The organism is Glaciecola punicea ACAM 611, assembly GCF_000252165.1.
GTDB lineage: Bacteria > Pseudomonadota > Gammaproteobacteria > Enterobacterales > Alteromonadaceae > Glaciecola > Glaciecola punicea.
The window spans coordinates 1-17,544 of record NZ_BAET01000008.1 but is presented as its reverse complement, the minus strand read 5'-3'; the positions used below and the strand labels follow the sequence as shown (position 1 = coordinate 17,544).

At 43.1% G+C, this 17,544-nt stretch carries 12 protein-coding genes; 9 read left to right on the top strand and 3 right to left on the bottom strand.

Going from position 1 to position 17,544, the window contains the following annotated elements:
- Nucleotides 1–53: 53 nt before the first annotated feature.
- Nucleotides 54–602, bottom strand: coding sequence for a glutathione peroxidase (locus tag GPUN_RS04635; RefSeq protein ID WP_006003949.1), 549 nt, complete (start codon nt 600–602; stop codon nt 54–56).
- Between the two features lie 380 nt (nt 603–982).
- On the opposite strand from GPUN_RS04635, the gene GPUN_RS04630 reads away from it, so the two are divergent.
- Nucleotides 983–3,493, top strand: a complete 2,511-nt coding sequence (locus GPUN_RS04630; RefSeq protein ID WP_006003947.1) for a S9 family peptidase — start codon at nt 983–985, stop codon at nt 3,491–3,493.
- A 109-nt stretch (nt 3,494–3,602) separates the two neighbouring features.
- On the opposite strand, the gene rrtA is transcribed toward GPUN_RS04630, so the two are convergent.
- Nucleotides 3,603–4,229: a rhombosortase gene (gene rrtA, locus GPUN_RS04625; RefSeq protein ID WP_006003945.1), complete on the bottom strand. Its 627-nt coding sequence runs from the start codon at nt 4,227–4,229 to the stop codon at nt 3,603–3,605.
- A 187-nt stretch (nt 4,230–4,416) separates the two neighbouring features.
- On the opposite strand from rrtA, the gene GPUN_RS04620 reads away from it, so the two are divergent.
- From GPUN_RS04620 to GPUN_RS04590, 7 genes are all read left to right on the top strand, one after another.
- Nucleotides 4,417–5,175: an enoyl-CoA hydratase-related protein gene (locus tag GPUN_RS04620; RefSeq protein ID WP_006003943.1), complete on the top strand. Its 759-nt coding sequence runs from the start codon at nt 4,417–4,419 to the stop codon at nt 5,173–5,175.
- A gap of 17 nt (nt 5,176–5,192) precedes the next feature.
- On the top strand, nt 5,193–6,977 hold the full coding sequence (gene ggt / locus GPUN_RS04615; protein WP_006003941.1) for a gamma-glutamyltransferase: 1,785 nt from the start codon (nt 5,193–5,195) through the stop codon (nt 6,975–6,977).
- A gap of 426 nt (nt 6,978–7,403) precedes the next feature.
- On the top strand, nt 7,404–8,240 hold the full coding sequence (locus GPUN_RS04610; protein ID WP_006003939.1) for an AAA family ATPase: 837 nt from the start codon (nt 7,404–7,406) through the stop codon (nt 8,238–8,240).
- Nucleotides 8,240–9,418 carry a vWA domain-containing protein gene (locus tag GPUN_RS04605; RefSeq protein WP_006003936.1) on the top strand — a complete coding sequence of 393 codons (1,179 nt, stop codon included), beginning with the start codon at nt 8,240–8,242 and terminating at the stop codon, nt 9,416–9,418. Before GPUN_RS04610 ends, GPUN_RS04605 begins: the two co-directional genes overlap by 1 nt.
- Nucleotides 9,419–9,449: 31 nt before the next feature.
- The gene (locus tag GPUN_RS04600; protein WP_040520314.1) at nt 9,450–10,217 is read left to right on the top strand and encodes a pseudouridine synthase; all 768 of its coding nucleotides are present in this window, start codon (nt 9,450–9,452) and stop codon (nt 10,215–10,217) included.
- The gene (locus GPUN_RS04595) at nt 10,214–11,596 is read left to right on the top strand and encodes an MATE family efflux transporter (RefSeq protein ID WP_006003932.1); all 1,383 of its coding nucleotides are present in this window, start codon (nt 10,214–10,216) and stop codon (nt 11,594–11,596) included. The genes GPUN_RS04600 and GPUN_RS04595 overlap by 4 nt, the downstream gene beginning before the upstream one ends.
- 293 nt (nt 11,597–11,889) lie before the next feature.
- Nucleotides 11,890–12,240 carry a hypothetical protein gene (locus GPUN_RS04590; protein ID WP_006003928.1) on the top strand — a complete coding sequence of 117 codons (351 nt, stop codon included), beginning with the start codon at nt 11,890–11,892 and terminating at the stop codon, nt 12,238–12,240.
- 166 nt (nt 12,241–12,406) lie between these two features.
- On the opposite strand, the gene GPUN_RS04585 is transcribed toward GPUN_RS04590, so the two are convergent.
- Complete coding sequence (locus GPUN_RS04585; protein WP_006003926.1) at nt 12,407–16,648, bottom strand: S8 family serine peptidase; 4,242 nt, start codon at nt 16,646–16,648, stop codon at nt 12,407–12,409.
- 444 nt (nt 16,649–17,092) lie between these two features.
- Between GPUN_RS04585 and GPUN_RS04580 the strand changes: the two genes are divergently transcribed.
- Nucleotides 17,093–17,544: thiamine pyrophosphate-dependent enzyme (locus tag GPUN_RS04580; protein ID WP_040520313.1), on the top strand; the 452-nt coding region annotated here is incomplete at its 3' end.

Genomic DNA, 17,544 nt, shown 5'->3' with positions numbered 1-17,544 from the left:
CGCACACTGCGGGCTTTTTTACATTCAAACACAGAATAAGGGTATCGCTTTATTTATTCACTACTTTTTAACGCGCTGGCCACGTCTTCTAAAAAGTCACTGTCTAATGGCTTTACTCTACTGCCGTAGTGAGTCACTACCGAGCCGTCTTTATTCATTAAGTACTTGTTAAAGTTCCATGATGGCACTTTACCACCCGCTTCTTGGGCTAACTTAGCAAAAAGTGGGTCAGCATTTTTACCACGTACCGACGTAAGCTCAAACATAGGGAAATTGACCCCATAGGTAAGCTGACACACCTCAGCTACCTTGCCTTCGTCGACATGTTCTTGATTAAAGTCATTTGATGGGAACCCAAGCACCACTAAACCGTCATCTTTGAAAGTCGAATATAAGGTTTCAAGGTCTGCAAACTGAGGGGTAAAACCACATTGGCTTGCCGTGTTAACAAACAGTACGGCTTTGCCCGCGTAGGCTTCACACATATTCACCGTGTCTTGTGAGTTTAACTTACGTTTTATATGCTTTAGCATATCAGGGCAGTCCGATGCAGAGACCGCGGCAGAAGCAAATATAAGACCGGCAATTAATAATTTTTTCATAGTAGTTCTCATAATAGTTCTCATAGTAAATGTTAGGGGCAACGAGATGCTATTAAAACGCTTGCTACAGCGTTTAGATCATAGTACTCCTGTTGGAGTAAACAAGCATATCGGGCTATTACACAACATTAGCGTTATATAAACGCAAATCAAAATTTACTATGTCGTCAGTAGTGCGTTAATATAAATGTTGTTTACGTGATTATAAGATCTTAAGGCGTTTGATTTTCGTCGGGCTGCTAGGCAACATAGCATTACTGTTAAAGAGTCTTGACCAATTAAACGTGCATTGCTGTATTAATAATGTAAAAAATCACCCAAGTTACCGATTACCTAGATTAAAATAACCTTTTTCTCAACTACATAATAAGACAGAGAATATGATAAAAAAATTTCAAAGTGCCTCCATTTTTTTATGTGCCAGCATGGTGTTAGGCTGCAGCGCAACTAACAGTGCTACCAGTACTCAAAAAAGCAATAGCATAAACACACCTTTTGCGACCGCCACAGTTAATCAAGCGCCAGTGGGTAACGCTGGCTTAGCGTCGGCTAGTTCTGTTAATGCCCAGCTTACCATGGAACAAATAATGGCAGATCCAGACTGGCTAGGTCGTCAGCCTCAAGCGGCTTACTTTTCACCAACCGGAGACAGCTTGCTTTATTACCGCAAGCGCGAAGGCTCTGTAATACAAGATTTGTTTGAAACAAATGAAGGCCTCGCCAATGGTGAGCAAGTCAGTATTGGCGAGTTACATAGCCACGAATACGATGAAATTATAGACGATAATGACCATGATTTTATTGCCTGGATATTTGAAGGAAACGTGTTTGCGCAAAAACGCGGACAAAGCAACGTTATGCAGCTCACAAAAGACTCAGATACTGCCCATAATCTAGCTTATTTTGAAGGCAGTGGGGTTTCTTTTCAAAAGGGTAACGGTTTTCACGCGCTTGATATAAATTCAGGCCTAAGCCAGCAGGTATTTGAATGGAAATTTGAAGAAAACGAGCCTGCGGTGAAACCGGCTAAGGACTATATTGCACAAGAACAGCAAAAGCTGATTAACTATGTGCAGGTGCAGCGTAAGAACAGACAAGACATGCGCGCGCAACAAGACCGTCTAGCAAGAGAAAATCAAAGCGTCATGTCGAGCACCTTTTATTTTGATGAAGATCACAGCAACGTACTGGCTAGCTTATCCCCTGATGGCAAATACGCCATTGTCGTAACCCGAATTAGCACACCCACGCGCAGTGACACTGACATTATGCCCGACTACATTGAAGAAGACGGCCGCATTAAAGCGCAGTCGGTGCGCCAACGAGTGGCCGATGCTAAGCCAGAGTCTCATTCCATTTTCTTTTTAGACATTCAAAACAACACACAAAAAGAACTAAGCTACGTAAGCTTACCTGGCTATAACGAAGATGTATTAGCCGATGTAAAAAGAGAAAATGCAGAAGCTAAAGGCGAAACCTACACTAACAACAGACTGCCTCGCGATATTGGTCTTTTGTTTGATTGGTATGCCACTGAAATGCCTGTCAAATGGCACGATTCTAGCCAGCACGTGGCGTTAATGCTGGAAGCTTGGGACAATAAAGACCGCTGGATAGTGAGCGTAGACGTCAACGAACCTATCTTTACCACACAGCACAGAATGCATGATAAAGCATGGGTAAACTATCGCTTTAATCAATTTGGTTGGTTCGATGAGGCCAACACGCTGTATTTATTAAGCGAACAAAGCGGTTATTCTCAGCTGTATACTAAAGCCCTAAACGGCAGCCTGAACGCCCTTACACAAGGCCGCTTTGTGGTAGACAACGTGGTGCTAACACAAAACGATGATTTCTTTTATTATAAGGCGAATAAGAAACATCCCGGTATTTATGAAGTGTATAGAGTAGCGGCAAGCGGCGGCGAGCCTCAAGCGCTCACCGACTTAAACGGCATGACCGACTTTGTGTTAAGCCCAACAGAAGATCGATTATTACTCACGCATTCAACATTAGCGATGCCGCCCGAGCTGTATGTTATGTCAACGCAAACGCCTAGCACCCCACAAAGGCTGACTAATACTGTAAGTGATGCGTTTTTATCTATTGATTGGGCCGTGCCGGCGATTGTGGCAATACCCTCAAGCCATACAAAGCAGCCGGTTTATTCACGCGTTTACACCCCAGCGCAAACAACTGATACCAATAAGCGGCGCGCGGTGGTGTTTAATCACGGCGCAGGTTATTTGCAAAATGCGCACTTAGGCTGGTCAGGGTATTTCAGAGAATTTATGTTTCATAGCCTCTTGGTATCTGAAGGTTACGTAGTATTAGACATGGATTTTAGAGCCTCTGCTGGCTATGGCCGAGACTGGCGCACGGCCATTTACCGCCAAATGGGCACGCCTGAAGTACAAGATTTAAAAGACGGCGTAAAGTGGCTTGTGGAAAATGCAAATGTTGACGAACAAAGAATAGGCACCTATGGCGGTTCTTACGGCGGCTTTTTGACTTTTATGGCACTGTTTACTGAGCCTGATTTATTCCAAGCCGGGGCAGCATTAAGACCCGTGTCGGACTGGGCGCACTACAACACGCCCTATACCGCAAACATACTCAATACGCCCGACATCGATCCAATTGCTTATGAACGAAGCTCGCCTATTTATTTTGCAGAAGGTCTTACCAAGCCTTTACTGATGAACGCACCAATGGTTGACGATAACGTGTTTTTCCTTGATGTAGTGAGACTAGTGCAGCGTTTAATAGAGCTTGAAAAAGAAGACTTTGAAACTGCGATTTATCCTGTAGAGCCGCATGGCTTTGTGCAACCTAGCTCCTGGCTAGACGAATACAGACGCATTTATAAGTTATTTGAAACGCATTTATAAGTTAAGGTAAAAAGCAGTTTTATAGCTGCTTTTTCTTTTTAAACGCCGTTGGCTGCTAAGTGTAATTCAGGTGAAACAAGCAGTATAAATTTGTTCTTATTAATCATGTTTACTTCACCTTAGAACAATTCTGAGCACGTTGATGCCTGTCGTAAATAACATTAATAACACCAAGACCTAAGCCAACGACAGCACCATAAAGGTGTGCATCTATTGCCACGCCGGCTTCAATAAGCTCTGCCATAAAAGTAGATGATGCAAAAAACCGCTCGTTGACTAATTTAATCACCAAGCCTATTAATAGCAGATAGCCGCTTTTACGTTTGCGATAAAGATCAATAACAATCCCCCATGCGAAGATGCCATGTAGCACCCCCGACATACCGACATACCATGTTAGGGTAGGCGAAAAATAATATATGCCTAGCGAAATACCGAGCGCCAGTACCAAAAAATTGATACCAAACGACTTCACACTAGCGTATTCAGCGTGCAGTATCCACAGTAGAGCAAGCCCAATCATATTGAGTGCATAATGGAAAAAGTTGGTATGCATAAAGTGCGCGCTTATCCATTGCCACCAGCTGCCGCTTCGAGCTTGCTCTCGATGAAATGATAAGGCTGAATCGCTCACACTCACGTCGCTTACAAAACCGTACCACAAGTATAAGAGGGTGCTAGTAAGAAACGCTAACAGGTAGGGAATATTGTGTGTGCGGTGAAGGTTTGCAAACAAACGCAGTGTTCCTTATGAAAGCAATTTGACAATAAACGAACTAGGCTCAAGGCAACATAAGCAACAGTGTTTTATAATTCTGCTGAAGTCTAGTTTTGCATATTTAGTATTTTGTCTTTAAAAAGAGTACATGCTTGAGTACACTTAATGTATTAAACGCCTCACTCTAATAAATGAGACTCACCTAATGATACATGAATTGCTAGAAAACAATATCCTCACCATTGTAATGGATCGTGCACACAAGAAAAATGCGCTAGTGCCTAAAATGTACAGCGTTATGGCAACGGCTATTGAAAACGCCCCGTTGGCCGGTGCGCGCGTAATCGTCATTAAAGGAGCCGGAGGATGTTTTACCGCGGGCAATGACGTACCAGAGTTTTTGTGCGCAGTAAAAGAAGGCGCGGGTGAAATAAACGAAACTTACCATTTCATGCAGGCGCTATTAAAATGTCCATTACCGGTTGTGGCTCAAGTAGAAGGCTTAGCCATAGGTATAGGCTCGACCATGCTGCTACACTGCGATTTTGTGCTTTGTCATGAAAAAACGCGCTTCGCCATGCCCTTTATTAATTTAGGCTTGGTGCCCGAATATGCCTCTAGCTATATTTTGCCTAGAGTAGCAGGGCATTTAAAGGCCGCTCAACTGCTTATGTTAGGTAATCCATTTGATGCTAAGCAGGCAAAAGAATGTGGTTTCGTTACCTCTATTCACAGTGTCGATTTGCACGCGGCAGTGGTGGATATTGCAGAAGCGCTAGCCAAAAAGCCGGCCTTAGCCCTGCAGCAAACCAAAGCCTTGTTAAGGCAGGATGAAGCCTGTGTGGCGAAACACATCGACGATGAACTTAAAATATTTGTAGAAGCGATGCAAAGCGAAGCCGCTAACGAGGCCTTTACTGCCTTTGTCGAAAAACGTGCGGTTAACTACGACAAATTTAAATAGGAAATGAAATTTACACTATGATGAATCCTCTTAAAAAAATATCTCAGGGCGGTCGTTTTACGCTACGTTCGTGTATCTTATTGGCCTTTATTACTGCTGCAGTTGGCTGTGCTCAAAGCCCACAAGTTGTATTGGAAGACCGAGAGCCGGAGGCCGCGACAGGTGTCATGGCAAAAAATCTTGCGGTAGGTGAGCAGTTTATGGTGGCCGCTGCAAACCCGCATGCGGCAAACGCAGGTAAGCGAATAATCGAACAAGGCGGCAGCGCAATAGATGCAGCAATAGCCATACAGGCCATGCTTACCTTGGTTGAACCGCAGTCTTCAGGCATCGGCGGAGGTGGCTTTATACTCTACTGGGACAACACCGCTAAACAGCTTTATACCTTTGACGGCCGTGAAGTCGCGCCGCAAAAAATTACACCAGACGTGTTCATAGAAAATGGCGAGCCAATGAAATGGCGCGATGCTGTGGTAGGCGGCAAAGCGGTTGGTGTGCCGGGTATATTAAAAGCTTTAGAAGATGCGCACGCCCAATTTGGGACATTACCATGGTCACAGTTATTTGATGACAGCATAAATTTATCAAACACCGGCTTTAAAGTATCGCCTCGTTTAGCCACATTAATTGAACTTGATTTACATCCCGGCTTAAACGAGTTTGCACAGGCACAAGCTTATTTTAAACCCAATGGCAAACCTTTAGCTGAAGGGGAGCTAAGAAAAAACAAAAAATTAGCCTCTACGTTGACGAAAATTGCACAGCAAGGCACTGATGCATTTTATACTGGAGAAATAGCTCGCAATATCGTTAATGCGGTAAATGAGGTGTCTATTAATCCAGGTAAATTGAGCGGGGCTGACTTAGCGCAATATACGGCAATACAGCGCCAGCCAATGTGCAGCAGCTACCGAGTATATGAGGTATGCAGCATGGCACCGCCTAGTTCCGGTGGCGTTACCATGATGCAAATTCTTAAGCTATTAGAAGGCTTTACTTTGTCGGATTACGCCCCAGAGAGCCTAGAATTTGCACATCTTTTTGCGCAAGCTAGCGCACTAGCGTTTGCTGACCGTGCAGACTACGTGGCCGATTTAAGCTTTATGGGAATAGATGCAGCGCCACTGGTAGATGCTGATTATTTGCGCAATAGAGCGGCCACTTTAGGCACTGATGTGGGCTACACCGAGGCTTCATCAGGCAGGCCTTATGGGGATTTAAGCTACGCAAGTGACGACGCCTTTGAGCTAGACAGTACCAGTCATATTGCCATTGTTGATAAACAAGGCAACGCTGTGTCTATGACCTCGAGTATCGAATTTATGTTTGGGTCGGGTATAATGGTAGACGGTTTTTTACTGAACAATCAGCTGACCGATTTTGCGATTAACCCTATTAAAGATGGTGTAGTTGTGCTTAATGCCGCGGCGCCGGGCAAGCGTCCAAGAAGTGCTATGAGTCCAACTATGGTCTTCACAAACGACGGTGAACTAAATTTGATAGTGGGTTCACCAGGGGGCAGCCGTATTATAAATTATGTTGCTCAAACCATCATAAACGTGCTCGACTTTAATTTAGATATTCAAGAATCGATTGATGTGGCGCGCATAACAAACCGAAACGATTTCACCTCACTTGAAAAAGGAACGAACATATCCCAGCTAAAGGCGCCTTTAGAAGCCTTAGGGCACACTGTAAGAGTGGTTGATTTGAACAGCGGACTTCACGGTATACAAATAGAAAATGGCAAACTATTAGGCGGCGCTGATCCCAGGCGAGAAGGGATAGCGATTGGTAAGTAGAAGGCGAATAAAGAACCGTGATAGGCAGCGCAAATGATGGGTAAACGTTCTGTAAGTCCTCTGGCAATTGCTAGGGGACTGCGCTGTGCACCTCTTGTGAGGCTGTCACAAAATTTCTGTCACTTCCTAGCAGGCCATACTTACCCATTTTAATACATACATAGATGTTTATCCCTTATATTAACTATATATATCACTTGTTTTTACTAGGGTTTATTAATAATCTTTAGTGCCAATTACTATGTAAACCACGTAAACTTCGCATAGTATTAGGATTATGCTTAATTACATAATCCAAGCAGTTATTTTGCTATATCTTATCAGTAACTGCTGTTTTTTTATCATCATGCCCTTACTTTTATGATTAGTAAGCTGCGTATCACTTGCAAAATATGCGTTAATTTACACAAACTAAATGGGAATATTATGGGTTTTACAGGTACTAGTGACTACATCGCCAGCGAACAACTCCAGTTAGCGGTCAATGCGGCTATCACATTAGAAAAGCCCTTACTTATTAAAGGCGAACCCGGCACGGGTAAAACCATGTTGGCTGAGCAGTTAGCGCTCGCCCTTGATGCTAACTTGCTGCAGTGGCATATCAAGTCGACAACCAAAGCGCAGCAGGGACTCTATGAGTATGACGCCGTTTCTCGTTTGCGAGATTCACAGCTTGGCGATGAAAAAGTTAAAAACATTAGCAATTATATTGTTAAAGGAAAGCTTTGGCAGGCATTCACCGCTAGCCAGCGACCTATCTTATTAATCGATGAGATTGATAAAGCCGACATAGAGTTCCCAAATGACTTGCTCTTAGAGCTCGATAAAATGGAGTTCTTTGTGTATGAAACCCAAGAGCGCATTGTGGCAAGGCAACGTCCCATTGTTATTATTACGTCTAACAATGAAAAAGAATTGCCCGATGCTTTTCTTCGTCGATGTTTTTTTCACTATATCGAGTTTCCTGACGCGCAACAGATGCGCCAAATTGTAAATGTCCATTTTCCAAATATTAAAAAAGATTTGCTTGATCAAGCACTTACTTCCTTCTTTCAAATTAGAGAAGTTGGCGGTTTGAAAAAGCGTCCATCAACGTCAGAGCTAATTGACTGGTTAAAGCTATTGGTGGCCGACGATATCCCCGCTAGCGTTCTGCACGACAAAGACGCAAAAAATGCACTGCCGCCTCTATATGGCGCTTTACTAAAAAATGAGCAAGACATCCACCTGTTCGAAAAACTCATGTTTATGGCACGTCGATAATGTTAATCGAGTTTTTCTTCACGCTACGAAAGCACAAAATAAAGACCAGTATTACTGAGTTTTTAGATTTAATGGCGGTATTAAAAGCTGATCTTGTGCGCGGCGATATGGACGACTTTTACTTGCTCAGTCGTACCGTACTCATCAAGGATGAAAGTCAATTTGATAAGTTTGATCAAGCCTTTGGTGAATATTTCAAAGGCGTTCAGACGATTGACCTGCTCGATAAGGAAATACCCGACGACTGGCTCAAAAACGCATTAGAAAAGTTTTTAAGTGACGAAGAAAAAAAGAAGGTGGAAGCCCTAGGTGGACTAGATAAACTAATGGAAACCTTGCAAGAGCGGCTTAATGAGCAAGAAAAACGCCATGAAGGCGGTAATAAATGGATAGGCACAGGCGGTACATCACCGTTTGGGGCAAACGGGTTCAACCCTGAGGGCGTTCGCATTGGACAAAAGAAAAATCGTAATAATTCAGCGGTAAAAGTATGGGACAAACGCACGTATAAGAATTTGTCTAACGACGTGGAAATTGGCACACGCAATATTAAAGTTGCACTTAGGCGGCTGCGCAAGTTTGCGCGCACCGGGGCAAGTGACGAACTTGATGTTAGCAATACCATAAGTTCAACGGCGCGAAATGCAGGTTACTTAGACATTAAAATGGCGCCCCAGCGGCACAATGCTATTAAACTTCTTTTATTTTTTGATGTGGGCGGCTCTATGGATCCCCATATACAGCAGTGTGAAGAATTGTTTTCTGCGGCGCATGCTGAGTTTAAACACATTGAATTTTTTTACTTTCACAACTGCATTTATGACAGTGTTTGGAAGGATAACAAGCGTCGAGGTGATGTGGTAAGCGATGTTTACAGCATTATTCATAAATATCCTAAAGACTATAAGGTTATTATTATAGGCGATGCGACTATGGGACCATATGAAATTACTTACCCAGGTGGTAGTGTAGAATTCTGGAATGAAGAGGCCGGCAGCGTATGGATGCAGCGTCTAATGAATCACTTTGAGTACGCAATTTGGTTAAACCCTCAGCCTAAACAATACTGGCTTTATTATGCGTCTATTCAAATAATGAAAGAACTCTTGAAAGATAAAATGTATCCTTTAACCTTAGAAGGATTAACCGATGGTATGAAAGCCTTATTGAAAAAATAAGCACGCTATATACCATTCCAGCACAAAGAATATCGTGAAAAGACTCAATAAATATATTAGTGACACTGGCTTTTGCTCTCGCCGAGCAGCAGACGCCTTAATACAAACCAAGCAAGTTCGCGTAAATGGCGCACAACCAGAGCTGGGCACAAAAATAGGTGAGGGCGATAAGGTCACTATAAACGGCCAACTTATTTCACCTGTAGCCACAAATAAAAGTGACCGCGTGTATCTTGCTTACCATAAACCAGTTGGCATTACCTGTACGACTGAGCGCAAAATAAGCGGCAACATTATAGATGCGATTGGCTACAAACAGCGTATCTTCCCCATTGGTCGCCTTGACAAACCTTCAGAAGGATTAATTTTATTGACCAACGACGGTGACATCGTCAACAAGATTTTGCGCGCTGAAAATGCCCATGAAAAGCTATATCGCGTTACCGTAGATAGGCCCATTACGCCTGCATTTATTGAGCTGATGGGAAAAGGTGTACCTATACTCGATACCGTTACATTGCCATGTGAGCTCAAGCAGATAGGCAAGCATAGCTTTGAAATTGTATTAAAGCAGGGTTTAAATCGTCAAATTCGTAGAATGTGCGAGTATTTGAATTACAGCGTAAGCAATTTAGTCAGGAAACGCATTATGCACATAGATTTAAAAGGCCTCAGTGTGGGGCAATACAGACATTTAAGTGAACAAGAAATGCTCATAATGAACGTTGCATTAACCGAGTCAATGAAAACCGATTCAACAAAAATAGCAAGCCACTTACCGCCAGCCTCCGCACTATGACCACAGCAGTTATAGATAATAGCTTTTTCAAAGAGTTTAAAGTCCTTGCCTCCTTGGCTTGGCCTTTACTCATCGCCCAAGTTACGCAAACTCTCATGGGCGTGTCTGACACCATAATGGCGGGGCGCTATAATTCAGTCGACATGGCGGCTGTGGCCATTGGCTTTGGCATGAGTTTGCCGGTGCTCATTTTTATGCAGGGAATAACCTTGGGGCTTTCGCCTATTATTTCTCGCTACGACGGCGCTAAAAACACGGCTGACGTGGCCAACGCTGTGCAGCAAATGCTGTATATATCGTTGGGGATGTCGGTATTTGTACTGCTGCTGCTGTTGGCTATTCCAGGCGCCGTAGGGGCAATTGATATGACGCCGGAACTCGCACAAAAAACAGGTGATTATTTATTTTACGTCTTGCTGTCGGCGCCTGCCTTTGGCATTTATCAAACCTTACGCAATTACTGCGAAGGTTTGTCTATAACGGTGCCGACCATGATGATAATGGCCACCGGTTTACTAGTGAATATTCCGGTTAACTATATTTTTATCAATGGCTTATTTGGTATGCCTGAAATGGGCGGCGCAGGCTGCGGCTTAGCGACGATGCTGGTATTTTACACCATGGCGCTGGCCACATTTGCATACACTTTTTACGCCACAAAGCTAAAAAAATACAAGCTGTATGAGCGCTTTTTACCCATTTCAAAGCCTGACATAAATTATATGTTGCGCTTAGGTTTACCTATTGCCTTTACCCTATTGTTTGAAGTTGCGCTATTTGCGGTGGTTGCCGTAATGCTAGCACCTTTAGGTGCCCTTACTGTGGCGGCGCACCAGATAGCCCTTAATGTGTCTTCATTAATATTCATGTTGCCGTTAAGTATTGGCTTGGCACTGGCTATTCGGATTGGTTTTTTAATTGGTGAAGGTCGACACAACCACACTAAAAAAGCCTATTGGGCGGCTATGCTATTGGCCGTCAGCATGGTGGTGTTCACCGCCTCCACTATACTGCTGTTTAATGATCAAATCGCCAGTATTTATAGTGGTGAAAAGGCGGTAATTACAGCAGCGGCCAGCTTGCTTATTTTGGCTGCTTTGTTTCAGTTTTCAGATGCTATTCAAGTCGTTTCAGCGAATGCGCTGCGTGGATATAAAGACACAAAAGCAATGCTGATTATTAGTTTTATTTCCTACTGGCTGGTAGGTTTTCCCGTAGGTGTGATGCTAGGATTAACCGATATGTTAGTGCCTAGAATGGCAGCCGCGGGATTTTGGATTGGCTTTATTACGGGTTTAAGTGTGGCAGCAGTGCTGTTATTTATGCGTGTCAAAGTGATACAAAAAAGGATTATAGACGACAGTTTAGTGAGAACATGATGAAAAAACTGCGTTTATTGCAGGTGCCAATCGCGGCATCGGGCGTGCTAGCGAGACAGCATTTGCAAGAAATAGTTTCGATATAGTTATTAGCAGTTGTGAGTATCATCTGCGCACTATTAATGCCCAGCCATTTGCTAATGAAATGGGTATTGCTAATTTAACATAAATTCATTTAGCGAATTAAAACAAGCGTTTTGGTCATACTCAGGTATAAATTTAAAACAATAATTGGCTTTATTGCTTGAATAACGCTATCTTCGGCTCTCCAAAAACTAAAAGGAATAACCATAATGTTATCAAAAAACAAACTATTGATCGCTTTATTTGCATCAACCATTGTTCTAGCTGCTTGCTCTGAGCCTCAAGAAGAGTCTGCTGAAGACGTTAAACAGGATGCTATGGAAATGGCTGCTGATGCTCAAGAAGAATCAACAGATATGCTCAATGACGCAACAGACGGCGTAAATAATCTTAAAGGCGAAGCGACCGAAGCATATGACGATGCCAAAGACAAAGCTGAAGAAATGTACGGCGACGCTAAAGAAAGCACTGACGAAATGAAAGAAGAGACAGCTGAGAAAATGAAAGAAGCATGTATTGCGACTAAAGAAAGCCTTGGCCAAAGCACTGAAGATTGTTAATTAATAGTATTTTAGACGTGTTTTAATGTACGCCTAGTGTTATGAATTGATAAAAAAAGACAAAAGCTCTCATTTCTTTTGTCTTTTTTTTGTTTATTACGGCGATATTCACTTAATAATAAATGTAGCCCTGTGGCTAGCGATTCATATTGAAACGTATCGTCACTTAACACTTTCGAACTCTTCTCAATATTGCAAGTGGTAACAGGCATATAATCCACCATGCTAGACTCCCCCCACCCGAGCTTGGATCAGATCCCGCGATTTGATTTAAACTGACCGTTATGGTTTGCTCAACAGCGGTAATGCCATCACTCACCGAAACAACATAGCTTACATTGTTGCCGACTATAGGTGTTGTCAGATTAACGCTTGTACCGGTCACATCTCGGCCGTTTATCTGAATAAAAAGCGTATCGTTTTCAGGATCATTTGCAACAACGCTTATCGTGATTGATCTGCCGCCAATGGCGCTTACGGGAGCATTAACTGAGGAAATAATGGGTGAAGCATTGTTAACAACATTAATTACAATAGCGCCGGTACTTGAATTTCCATTGGTATCAGTAGCCGTGACGGTATACCTTAGCTGAGTGTCAGACTCAATCGCAGGCGCTAGCAAAGTATAACTATCTGCCAAGGTTGTAATACTCACAGCAGGCCCTGCTGTTTGCAGAAAACTTACTATTATATCGTCACTATTAGGTTCTGTAATCGACAGAGGTATGTTTAAGATCTGGGTTTCAGTTACGGTTAAGTTTGCAGTGTCGTTTCCATCAAAGCTCAGGATAGGCGCGCCTTCAACTTGAACAGAGGTAAAATTTTCGCTAGTTTCAGCATCAGCGAAAGAAGAAGAAATCAGTTCACTTTTCATATTTATTATTATTGGGCCAGCAAACACGCCCTGCAGCGCTTCAATAGTGAAGTCCAAGGTGCTGTTTGATGAAGATCCTGCTGGCTTGTTAACACGCCACTCAATTTCATTGTTTATCAATTGACCGCTGTTAGTCGTAGAAAAATTGACAATTTTAACGCCTACCGGAATCGGTAATGTAATACGATAGTCGCGTGCTTCATTGCTCGGGTTTGCCTCAACCGTTACGTTTAATGACGTTCTTTCACCAGCCCGTAAGCGTGTTGCAATACCGTCTATAAATACATCGTTATCTACACGGGTAATATCTATGTTTAACAGTCCGATATCCTCTTCATCAACACTTGTGCCCATGCCAACAGCGCCATAGTAATCCTCACCGCTTTTTGACTGAGGTAAATCATAAATAATGCGTAAATCAAACGGCATATCTGATTCCAATCTACTAGGCGCGTCTACGTTAAGGCTACTCCCGGCTACTTCGTTAGTAACTATTGCGTAACGCATCTCAAAAGTGTCTGGGCTATCGCCCGAGGGTGAATAATTTTGAACCACAATAAAATAAGTGCCTGCTTTGGGATAGTTTATATGTATTTCGTCTAAAGAATTTGTAGTGACACTGCGCGCAATTTCCTCAATAAGTGAAGGTGTACCGTCGTCGTTGCCATCAAATAGCACAAATAAGTCTATATCTCGTGAGCTGGTTTTTTTAATTCGCGTCACCAAGCGTTTAGCACCTTCCATAACCCTTACTTGGGTTATATTTACGCCTTCATTTACATTGTCTAAGTAACTACTTGTATCACTATCTGCGCCAATAGTGGATTTGACTGAATTGGCTTTAACAGGCTTATACGCTTTAAGTTCGAAATTCTCAATACTGATAGCGTCTATATCTTTTATTAAGAAGGAGTCGTTGCTGCGCCTAGCACTTATGTCGATGCTAAGAGGAAAGTTACCGATAGATGACAATATACTCACCGGCAATGATACATCAGGTAAACCGGGCGAAGTAAATCTTGCCAGTGCAAACGAGTAGTCAGTTTTTGAAGCCTGTAGACTATTAATGCTAAATGATACCCTTTGTGATTGGCCGGTTAACAGGGTAAAGCGAGAGGGTGTGGCCTCAACCCTAAGGGCAGGTGAAATAACTACTTGTTCATAGTCAAACGCAGCGTCTGTTGTCGCGGTAAACGTGCGCGACCATGTGCAAATACCAGCACATCGATTGTCGGTTATTGAGGGTAGGTTAAGGCTTCTAGGTTCACCCAATCTATCAGGATCTGCATCTGCATAGTTAGCGGACGTTTCGCTCATAATAAAGGGACTCGCAATCGCTTTGTCTACTTGTACTCTACCAGAGCCCATATCGAAAAAGTCAGCGTAAATGGTGCGTGTAGACGTTTCGTCATCTTTTTTAACGCTAGTAATGGCGGTTAAGGCCATTGCCGATCTTATTTCATCTGGTCCCCAGTTTGGTTTAGCGGACTTAATTAAAGCAGCACTGCCGGCAACATGCGGACTAGACATAGACGTACCGTCTATTGTTGCAAAGTTACTTGCGGCGGGCTCTTGCCCATCATGACCGAGCTGTTCGTCGGCGTAGGCGGCAAAAATACGGCTGCCTGGCGCGGTTATGGTGGGTACCAAAGTGCTGATGCTTTTATTTGGTCCGCGAGAAGAATAATTAGCCATCACATCTACTCGACTAGTATCAATGACTTGAGATGGCACCCCAGCGCTTATACTAGCGCTATGATTTCGACCTGATCTAAGCCAGTCTTTTAAGCTATTGCCGTTGTTGGCGTTAAGATGAATGCCGGGTATTACGTATTGGTCACTGGCTAAAAAGGTTTCGCCGCCGTCTAGATTTACTAATACATAGCCGCCTGCGCCGCCATCGCGCACGTGCATGGCTTTTTGAATACGTGCGATATTGCCCCTGTCACAGACCACTATTTGACCATTAAAAGTACCGTTTGGGAAAGGCTCTAAACACTGCGCCGGATCGCCGCCCGGGTCGTTAGGATTAATAAAGCTTCCTGCATAAACAATGGCGGCAGTTAATGATCCTGTGTTACTTTGCCCTGACATTGCATTTAGTGTACTTGATCCACCGCTAAACGACCCTAACTGTTTGATAAATAAGTTTTCACGACCGTGTTCACTGGCCGCCACACTGGTATACCATGGTGCTGTCTTTTCTGAACTAAGTGTTTCTGGGCCATCGTTGCCAGCAGATACCGCCACAAATATACCGGCATTTCGGGCTGACAATAAAGCCTGTTCCACCGGATCAAGCCAAGGGTTATTACCGCCACTTATTGAAAAGTTAATCACATCTACTTTGTCTTTAATGGCGTCGTCTATCGCCTTTAAAATAGCACTGCCTTTGCAATCGCCGTAAAAATCGCCGGCTTCTTTGGTGCCGCCGTAGCATACTTGATACGAAATGATATTAGCGCGCGGGGCAACCCCTGACACTTGAGCAAAGATAAAACCGGTGGGCGTGCCTGAGCTGCGCTCTTCACCTTCACTAGGGGTCACTTCATCAACGTTAAACAATATGTTGCCTGCGGCAATGGACGCCACATGACTGCCATGACCGCCGTAATCTTCACCGTTTCGCGGTAAGTTAGGCGGAAAAATACTGGTGTCGCTATAGTCGTTGGTGATGTCAGTGTAGCTGTAAACCCCAATAAGTTTGTTGTTACATAGTTCGGGAAAATTTCGGGCGCAATCGCCTAAATAATTGCCGTTGCCGCGAGGGTTAGTATGAATATATCCGTCGCCTGCTACTTCGGCAAATGATGGATGGTCGGTATTTATGCCTGAATCGATAATACCAATAACAATTCCTTCGCCAGACGTTTGCCCAACACCAGGAAATGCGGTGCCATCCCATACTTTTGGTGCGCCAATAAGCATTGGGCCGCGGTCGGCGTTAAGTTTTCTGATTTGCTCTCTTTGAATGTTCTTAACGTGCTTCAGCTCAGATAAACGTTGGGCTTGGGCCTGAGTTAGGCGCACGGCCAAGCCGTTAATGCCATACTGGTAGCGTGCCAGTGGTTTAATAGTAAATAGTTGCGCTGCGCTTTGGTCCAAAAAACCTTGTTGCTGATGCAAAATTTTAGCCATTTGCTTGCTCACTGCATCGTTTTGTGAAGAGCTAGCGTTTCGTTGTTTATTGACGCGGTTGGTTTGCTGCTTTTGTGAGCTCATTTGAGAAAGCGCTCGCGGCTCTTGTGCCACGGCTGGTTCACTTAATTGAATAATATAGGTGTACAGCGTATCTTTGGATAAATCAGGCTCATAAATAAATTGTTTACGCCTCAGCCCTAAATCTTTGCTTATATTGGAACTGCTTTTTACAACCCGCATGGGCGTCTGTAAAGTAACGTGAGCATTTTTCATTGCCAACAAAGCTTGGCTATTAAGCGCATAAGAATTTGTTATCTTGTTACTCGCGCTGGCAAAAGACGCAGCGCATATGACAATGCATACGCTAACAATAATTACTCTATGAAAATACATTCATTTCCTCTGATATTTATTTGATATCGAATACGGACTCTACCAGATGAACCTGTTTGGGTCTTGTAGCAATAAGAACCTAATGCGTCATTAAAGGTTTGGATTATTTTCTACAAATCTATTGGAAGCGTAAATCTGGACGAATGAACATTATATATCGGTTATCTGCTTTGAGAGTGTAGTTTGCATTAATAGTTTTTAATTATATGTAGTAAAATATAAACATAATTTTTACAAATAGGATACGTATCCTAGTATTGGCGTAAAACTATGAATTAGCTCACACTTAAAATTTGTCATTCCTATGATTTAGCAATACAGATAAACTCAAGCTTTATTAGTATAGAGGTACAAAAGCGTCAAAATAAGACCCTTAGCGTTTGTTTATAAAAGTGCTTAATTTATCAGCAAAAGTTTATATTTCATAAGGTAACGGTGTTAACAATGCAAGAGAGAAATCATTTACACGGCATTAAGCTAATATTTGAAGTAGACATTATTAAGAATGGCTTACTTGAAATACCTATGCTGCAATTGTTAGACGAGCATGGTGAAGAAAAAAACAATCAGCAGTCCCCCAAATTGAGTAAAGAAGAAGCGCTTAAAATATATAAGAGTATGTCTTTTACGCGTTTATTAGACGATCGCATGATTGGTGCTCAGCGCCAAGGCAGAATTAGCTTTTACTTGGCCTGTAGAGGAGAGGAGGCCGCAATAGTCGCTTCTGCTGCCGCGTTAAGCAGCGACGATATGATCATGTCGCAGTATCGCGAACAGGGTGCACTTGTGTACCGCGGCTATACTACTGATCAGTTTATGAATCAGATGTTCAGTAATCATCTTGACCCAAATAAAGGCCGTCAAATGCCGATTCACTATGGCGACAAAGCGCTAAA